This is a genomic window from Rhizobacter sp., assembly GCA_021153565.1.
In the GTDB taxonomy this organism is placed as follows: Bacteria; Pseudomonadota; Gammaproteobacteria; order Burkholderiales; family Burkholderiaceae_C; genus Albitalea.
Map to the genome: position 1 here is coordinate 1 of JAJKJU010000213.1, position 6648 is coordinate 6648.

Below are 6648 nucleotides of genomic sequence, written 5' to 3' on the forward strand. Positions count from 1 at the left end.
CGCGAAGTGGCCGGCGTGGAGCTGGCGGCGCCGCCCGGCGCTGGCCTGGGTGGGCGGGCGCACGAGCTCGGGCAACGCGAACCGGGGCGCGGACGGGTCGGCGGTGGGTTTTTTCAAGGGCGGCAAGGGTTTAGGGTGGCACGTTTCGATTCTCGCATGAAGTTTCGCCCTGTTTTGTTGCTACATGATTAGGATACTAATCATGTATTAGATGGACTGATTTAAGATCGAATTGGCGCTGGGCCAGCGGCTACCGCGCCACGGAAATCGTTGCACTTGCTTCACTTATTGCAATCCAGAAGAGTGTCGATATCCATAGATGCGCCAACGGACGCCCCACCTCGCAGGAGTCCCCGGCATGGCAACGATTGAAAAGAGACCGGGGGGCCAGCCCCTGCTCCCATGACTGGGGTGGTTATCGGGTGGCGCAGGGGGGAGGTTCCTCTGCGCCACCCAAATAGCCCCCTGACTGAGCACGAGCAGGAGGTGGCCGCGTTGCGCAGCGCCGCATCATGGAGTCACTGGACCGCTCCAAGACACGCAGAGATCGTGCTCACGAGTGAAGACGGCGAGCTGCCGCCGGTGTCGCTTCCACCGAACTCGCTGCGACTGATCGCGCAGGTCCTTGGGCTTTGAGCGAGGGGAAGGCCGGTTACGGTAGTGCCGGCCGAGCGGGAGCTGTCCACGCTCGAAGCAGCGAATCTGCTCAATGTTTCTCGCCTCTTCCTGATCAAGCAGATGGGAAGCCAAAATGCTTCCCTACCGTCTGGTGGGCTCACATCGGCGCGTGACCGCTGAAGACCTGATGGCCTATCGGCAGCGGATGGCATGCTGGCCAAGCGGATGCGTTGAAAAGGACGGCCGACGACGCTGGCTGAACTGGGCTTGGACTACTGAAGTGGCGGGGCCACGCACGCTTCACGGGCCTTACTCGATGCGTGCGTGGCTGTTCCCGATCGCCACAGCCGACGAGCTGGTCAGTCTGGCCGTTGCCGGCCTTTTCTCGGCGAAATGGACAGTCGCGATTGAAGATGAATGGCTGGCCGTCGCCGAGAGACGTCATCCCGGTCTCTCAGGCCGCTTTACGACCCCCGGCGCGACACGATGCGCGACGCCGTCCTCGACTGGGAGGTCAACGCCGAAGGCTGGCAGGCGTTGGCGCCCTCCCTCACCTACCCGACGCAAATGACGTGCATGTGTTGGCCGCCGCGATTGCTGGTCACGCGGACTGCATCGTGAAGACAAATCTGAAGGATTTCCCAAGCCTCTGTTCTCCGAGGTCTACGGCTTGGTTGCCTTGCACCCGGACGACTTCATCGTCGCGCAGCTCGATCTCGATCTCTACTCGGCTCTCGGCGCGTTCAAGGCCATGCGGGCACGCAAGCGGAATCCAACCTACACCGTTGAAGAGTTCGCCACGGCGATGGAGCGAAGCGGTCTGGTGGCTACCGCAGAGCGACTGCGGCGCGCGGTGGATTTGATCTAGACCATCGAAGAGTCAATGCGCCCTTCCCCGGGTCGCCCGGCAGCCACGGCCAGTTGGAAATTGGGCCTAGTAGGGTTCGTTTGGTTTCAGCCCTTGAGGAAGTCTTCGATGACCTTCACCAGAGCCTTGCGTTTGGACTCTGGCAACGCCCCGGCCTCGAAGCGGACAAGCGCCCTCCCCTTAGCGTCGGCGGTGAGTCTTGCCACAACCGTCCCCGACTTGGAAATCATCAAAGCCTTAGATGCCGACAGAGCAGGAGCCGGCTCGGGCAGCCCGACCAGCTTCGACAGGATGGTTACCGCGCCCAGATCGCCTCGCGTTTCGGCGATAGCACGCGCTCGCGAAAGTGTGCCATCTGGATCTTTCTGCATCGCTTCCGTCAGCGGCGCAGCCCAACGGAATTGAATGTCGAGAGGGCTCTGAAATGCCGCGACAACAGCTTCAGGCAACCGAGCCAAGGAAACGCTCTTGGACACCAGCGAAACGTCGACGCCAAGGCCTTCCGCCAATCGGCGCAGTGAGCTGTAGAGCCCGTCATCGAGGGCCTTTCGGTACATCGTGCCCTGCTCCCAGGCAGACAGGTTTTTGCGTCCACGGTTTTCTCGCTCCATCTGTTCGAACAAGCTGACATCCGACGCCTCTTCAATCGCCGCAAGAACTGGAATGTCCAGCTCAGCGCAGGCGCGATGCCTGCGGTGTCCGAAGATCAGCTCGAAGCTCGGTCCAGCCGAGGGTGTTGAACCGTTCAACACCGCCGCAGGGCGGACCTTGATCGGCTGCACGTTGCCGCCAGCCGCAGCAATCTCAGCCTTCAGTTCCTTGAATTCAGCGGTGAGAAACGATGCTTCATGGCGGTTGGCCCACTTTGACGGCCGAATGCTGGATGGATCGAGCTTTCGAAGGGGAGCCTCTTCTTCCATCAACTTGACGCGCGCCTTCAGCGCTTCGGCCTCCTGAACCGCGCCCGATTGGGCTGTCAGGAAACCCATCATCGTTCCCGGCGCCGTCTTGGCCTTTGGTGACTCTACCGCCGGGGAGCTGTCGCCAGCCGGCTTAGCTCCGGACTGCAAACCAGGGATCAGGCCCGCCTTCTCGAACATTTTCCTGGCCATCAGTCAGCCCCGTTTTCAGCAAGTGTTGAACGGTTCAACACCGCGCCAGAATGACTAGGCGTCACGGCACCTGCACTGGAGTCAATCTGCCGACGCCAAACCGATTGGACCGAAGTTTCGATGTAGCTGACCATCAGGTCGTACGCGTCCCTGGCGCGCTTGAAGGTTCTTGCGTTGCCGTCGTACTTGGTGATGTCAAAGACCGTACCGAACTCAACCGTCGCCGACGCGGTGACCGCCGACTTTGGTATCTCCATCGGCAGCACGGAGACACGATTGGCATAGGTGCTCTGAATCCACTGCTTGACGATCGCACCGGTGGCATCTGAGCTGTCTACTCGGCTAAGCAGGATGTTCATGAAATCGAACTGCTTGTCGTGTCCTCGGTTGGTGAGCAACTGCGTGGTCAGATCAGAAAACAAGGACCAAAACTGAGCTGCAGAAGCGAAGTCCAACGTACTGGGAGGCAGCGGCATGATGATTCCGTTGCTGGCTAACAGCGCGTTGATAGTCGTGTAGGAAAGGGCAGGGGGGGTGTCGATCACGATGACGTCGTAGTCAGCGCGCACGTCGTCGATGCCGTAGTTCAGGACGTTCCAAAATTCGAAGCCTTCTTCCTTGGTCTGCCGCGCCGGCAGTGCGAACTCCGCTCCGAACAGCAACGGCGAGGCCGGTACCAGGTCGATGCCGTCCCAGTACGTTGGGCGAATTGCGTAGCGAATCGAGGTCTCTGCACCCATCACCAACGGCAGGATGGTGTCCTCCTCCTCCACCTCTGCGTCGGGCAAGATCCCGAACAGGGTGGTCAACGAGCCTTGCGGGTCGGTGTCGATGACGAGTACCTTGTGTCCGAGCAGCGACATCCCCTGAGCCAAAGTGATTGCTGTCGTTGTCTTGCCGACACCGCCCTTGAAGTTGGCGATGCTGATGGTCACAGCCTCTGCGCCGACCGAACGCAAACTCTCCCTGCGGTACTCCCTGACCCAGGCCCTGACCTCTGGGAGAGTGAACTGGCGCCGATTGCCAACATCGTTCAATGTGCCCGGAGGCAGATCACCACGACCCATCCGGTGCGTCAGCGAGCCCTTCTCTATGCCAAGCAGTTGTGCAAGCTGGCTCAGGTTCCAGATGGGTGCTGCCTTCCGCGTCGTCGGCGACAACATCGCCGAACGGATTTGCGACATCATTTCGACCGAATGAGCAGCCTGTTCCGCGATGTCCGCAAGACCAATCGGGGCAGGTGCCTTAATGCTGAGCTTTGACATGTAATCCTCCAGGTATGAGTTTACCGCTCGCTTTACGCTTATCTCCGCTTCATTGCAAGATTCGTCAAGTGATCGGCGATCTGAACAATAAGGTAGCTACCGCGAGTGTTCTGTACTGATTTCTGAAACCGAGACCCTCAACGCGGGTTCAATAGGTTCCAAGTCTTCAAACCCCTATAAATCCTTTAGGCACGGAAATATGATTTGTAATCAAGCACTTAGCTCAATCGACGTGAGGGGATATAGGAGGTCACGTGAGGCTGTTTATGGGGCGGTGTGAGTGGGTATAGGTCGAGACGTGAGGGTCACTAGGCTGACTCGTGAGTGGATATGGGTTTTCTGCTGGTGGCGTGCCGCGTAGTGCTTGCCGACGCAAGGCAACGTGGTCGGCGCCTTCACGTGAGCCTTTTTAGGTGACTTGCGCCCGTTCCGGCCGGCTTCTGTGTCGTGAAGTCCGCGTGGCAGACCGGCGCATGCGCTTCGCAGCGGCAGACAGGCCGTCGGCGCGGGTGCGAGCCAGACGCGAGGCTTCTAGGCAACTGGCCGCTGAAGGCAACGTGAGGACTTTTGGGTAGCAACTGCGTACCCCAACGATCGGTCGTCGCAATACGAAAGGCCTTGACGTGAGGACATTTGGGTCTTCGCAACATAACGTGAAAGTTGCTTTTCACGCTACCATTGCGGAATGGACTGTTTCACATGAGCCGTCAGGGCGCCGCGCAGAGGGATCTCATCGAGAACCCACTCCGCAAGCCGGTCAACACGCTGGCTATCGTGCCCACGAAGTCCAGCAAGATCACCGTTCTGGCGCGCAAGGCCTACAACGTATTGCTCTACATCGCGCAAGAGCAGGGCATTGAACAGGAAGTCTTTCGGGCGCCACTGCAGAGCATCTTGCATGGTGTGGACTTCAATTCCAACGCCCGAGAGATCGTCAAGCAGCACCTGCGCGCGATGGTCAGCACGACAGTTGAATGGCAATCGCCGACGGCAGGGGAGGGCGAGGCATGGAACGTTGCCGGTCTTCTGGCCCATGCGAAGGTCTACAAGCAGGGTGGCCAAAACTGGGTTGAGTGGTCCTTCGCGCCCAACATCAAGCATGAACTCCTCGAACCGCAGAGGTTCGCCAGGCTGCGCCTTGACGTCATCTCGCAGCTCAGGCGCCATTCGGGCGTTGTGCTCTACGAAATCTGCGCCCGATACCGCGATGTCGGCCTGACAGCAAGGCAACCATGGCCATGGTGGCGGCCCGTCCTTACGGGAAGCCCAGACACCGAAGATTCGGTCAAACAGGAATACCGCTTCTTCAAGCGCGACGTGCTGAAGCTCGCCATCGCTGAGGTCAACGCAGTGACAGACCTCGACGTTGAGCTGATCGAGCACAAGGCCGGGCGCTTCATCTCCGACATCCAGTTCAGGGTAGGGAAGAAGCAGCAGGAAGCGCTGCCACTGCGGCACCCGCCTGTGCCTGTCGACTTGTCTCAGGTGGTGCGCGCGACGGCGGCTGGCGTCCGCTCAGAAGACGCCGAAGCGTTGATCCAGACGCATGGCAACGAGGCCATGACGGCTGGGCTCGATGCACTCCTAAAGCGCATCGCCAACGAATTTCCGGAGCCCCTGCGCGACCCGTACCGTTACTTGCGGGCGCTCCTCGAGTCCAAGTCCATCTCTGCAACGGCCGCCAAAAAGGCTGCTGAGGGCAGTGCAAATCCACCAGCCAGCAGCGCTGCTGCGGCTGCAGCGCTGGAAGGCTGGACCGCTGAATGGGTCAGCACGCGGCGAGCGCAGGTGGTGGCAGAGTTCGAGGCGCTGGCGCCCGCGACGCAAACTGACTGGGTCGAGCGCCTACGGGCGCACCTGTATGAGCGCGGCGTACACCCGTCGATTCGCAAGCGGCTCGAAACCAATGGGTGGAAGCACCCGATGGTGACCGGCGAGCTGATCCGGTTCTTCAAGGGCGCCGACTGGGACAAGCCCACGCCCCAGGAACTGCTAACGATCGCCGCCCAGCGTGGCGGGCGCTAGCTCAAAACCTGACGCATAGAAAAGAAAGGGCTCTTCGCGCCTTTCAGTGGGATCAAGCACTGACGGGCATGATGAGCTTGCCGCAGAAGAAGAGGATGCGGAAGTTATCGAAGGAACGGAAGCCGCGGGCGTTGGACTTGATGTTTACAGCAATTCAAAGTGCGGACCCGTGCGGACCCGTGCGGACCCGTGCGGACCCGTGCGGACCCGTGCGGATCACGACGAATTCATCGGACTTCCGGTACGCTGCAGCAAAACACGATTGCGCCATCGTTGACCAGTGGGGGGCCAGAGAAGGTGTGAGTGCGCGTCACCGATGCGAACCTCCAGGTCGACCAACAAATCGTTGGGCATGGCCTGCAACCAGGATTCCGCGAATCTGAGCGGTCTGCGCGGCTCAAGGATTCGAATGGCAGGGGGAAGGGGCGAAAGAAAAGGACTAACGCCAAAGCCTTGCGGCCGCATTCTTTTCTTTCTAGGCAGTCTTGTATTTGTGCCGGTTCGGCGATGAAGGGGGTGGTCAACGTGGAGTAAGATAAACGGTTTGGCGTTAGTCCTTTTTAATGGCATCTCAAACTCGTATTCCCACCACTTCGCACTTGTTCAGCGCGCCCTTGGACGAGTCGGCGCTGGCCGAGCTGCAGAGCTGGTTCGAGGCCTGGCTCGCGCGAGCACGCGACATCGGCCGGTTGCGTCAGACCTCCTCGGAGGAGGTCTACCGGGCGATGTGGGGCGGGTTCATCGAATGGTGCATCTCGCA

The 6648-nt window shown here is 60.0% G+C and carries 5 protein-coding genes; 3 read left to right on the forward strand and 2 right to left on the reverse strand.

Features of this window, described 5'->3' with window-relative positions; translation table 11 throughout:
• The first annotated feature begins 1104 nt into the window (after window positions 1-1104).
• Together AC30NL_RS13425 and AC30NL_RS13430 are read left to right on the forward strand one after the other, a co-directional pair.
• Window positions 1105-1239 (forward strand): hypothetical protein, encoded by a 135-nt coding sequence (locus tag AC30NL_RS13425; RefSeq protein WP_489464503.1) that lies wholly within the window; start codon window positions 1105-1107, stop codon window positions 1237-1239.
• Window positions 1240-1288: 49 nt separating this feature from the next.
• Complete coding sequence (locus tag AC30NL_RS13430; RefSeq protein WP_489464504.1) at window positions 1289-1486, forward strand: VapC50 family PIN domain-containing toxin; 198 nt, start codon at window positions 1289-1291, stop codon at window positions 1484-1486.
• A gap of 86 nt (window positions 1487-1572) precedes the next feature.
• Here the strand turns inward: AC30NL_RS13430 and AC30NL_RS13435 are convergent, their stop codons facing one another.
• Together AC30NL_RS13435 and AC30NL_RS13440 are read right to left on the reverse strand one after the other, a co-directional pair.
• On the reverse strand, window positions 1573-2598 hold the full coding sequence (locus tag AC30NL_RS13435) for a ParB/RepB/Spo0J family partition protein (protein ID WP_489464505.1): 1026 nt from the start codon (window positions 2596-2598) through the stop codon (window positions 1573-1575).
• Window positions 2598-3863, reverse strand: coding sequence for an AAA family ATPase (locus AC30NL_RS13440; RefSeq protein WP_489464506.1), 1266 nt, complete (start codon window positions 3861-3863; stop codon window positions 2598-2600). The genes AC30NL_RS13435 and AC30NL_RS13440 overlap by 1 nt, the downstream gene beginning before the upstream one ends.
• A gap of 699 nt (window positions 3864-4562) precedes the next feature.
• Between AC30NL_RS13440 and AC30NL_RS13445 the strand changes: the two genes are divergently transcribed.
• On the forward strand, window positions 4563-5888 hold the full coding sequence (locus tag AC30NL_RS13445; protein ID WP_489464507.1) for a replication initiation protein: 1326 nt from the start codon (window positions 4563-4565) through the stop codon (window positions 5886-5888).
• The last annotated feature ends 760 nt before the right edge of the window (window positions 5889-6648 follow it).

Coding starts and splice junctions, on each gene's coding strand:
- AC30NL_RS13425 (WP_489464503.1), top strand. CDS start 1,105: ATGCGCGACGCCGTCCTCGACTGGGAGGTCAACGCCGAAGGCTGGCAG.
- AC30NL_RS13435 (WP_489464505.1), bottom strand. CDS start 2,598: ATGGCCAGGAAAATGTTCGAGAAGGCGGGCCTGATCCCTGGTTTGCAG.
- AC30NL_RS13440 (WP_489464506.1), bottom strand. CDS start 3,863: ATGTCAAAGCTCAGCATTAAGGCACCTGCCCCGATTGGTCTTGCGGAC.
- AC30NL_RS13445 (WP_489464507.1), top strand. CDS start 4,563: ATGAGCCGTCAGGGCGCCGCGCAGAGGGATCTCATCGAGAACCCACTC.